General features: G+C 51.9%; 1 protein-coding gene. It reads left to right on the forward strand.

The genetic code is table 11. The features are described 5' to 3' along the window. Positions 1 to 626: IS30 family transposase (locus FD44_RS10165; RefSeq protein ID WP_156656229.1), on the forward strand; the 626-nt coding region annotated here is incomplete at both ends.

Raw genomic sequence — 626 nt, forward strand, 5'->3', positions numbered from 1 at the left:
GAACGGTCAACGGCAATATCACCGCGAGTACTCGCCAGAAGCGGCACAGGTCAAATACGAAGCTAACCGAATGTCCTGTCATCGACCTTTGAAACTCGCTGGTGTCGCTGACTTTATCAACTACTTTACGGCCCATTTGCACCAAGACGGTTGGTCGCCTGATGCCGCGGTGGGCCGTGCTAAACTTGAAGGCTTATATCAACCTGAGGAGATGGTTTCGACCAAGACGTTATACCACTATATCGATGCGCAACTACTTGAAGTCCGTAATCTTGATCTGCTCGAAAAAAACCGGCGCCGCACCAAACACCACCATTCACCCAAGCATAAGCGTCTGGCCGGACGAAGTATCGAAGAGCGACCTAAAAGTATTGATCAGCGCCAAGAGTTCGGTCACTTTGAGTTGGATACCGTAGTCGGTAAACGTAACGGCCAAGAAAGTGTCATTCTAACGCTGATCGAGCGCCAATCTCGCTGTCAGATCCTGCGTTTGATTGATGGCCGTGACGCCGATTCAGTCAACTACGAACTGGCTAAGATCTGCCAAGAATACGGGCACATCATGAAGTCCGTTACCGCTGACAACGGGGCAGAATTCGCAGCGGCGGGGACGGTGCTTGACGGGG

It is taken from the genome of Secundilactobacillus malefermentans DSM 5705 = KCTC 3548, assembly GCF_001436395.1.
Taxonomy (GTDB): domain Bacteria; phylum Bacillota; class Bacilli; order Lactobacillales; family Lactobacillaceae; genus Secundilactobacillus; species Secundilactobacillus malefermentans.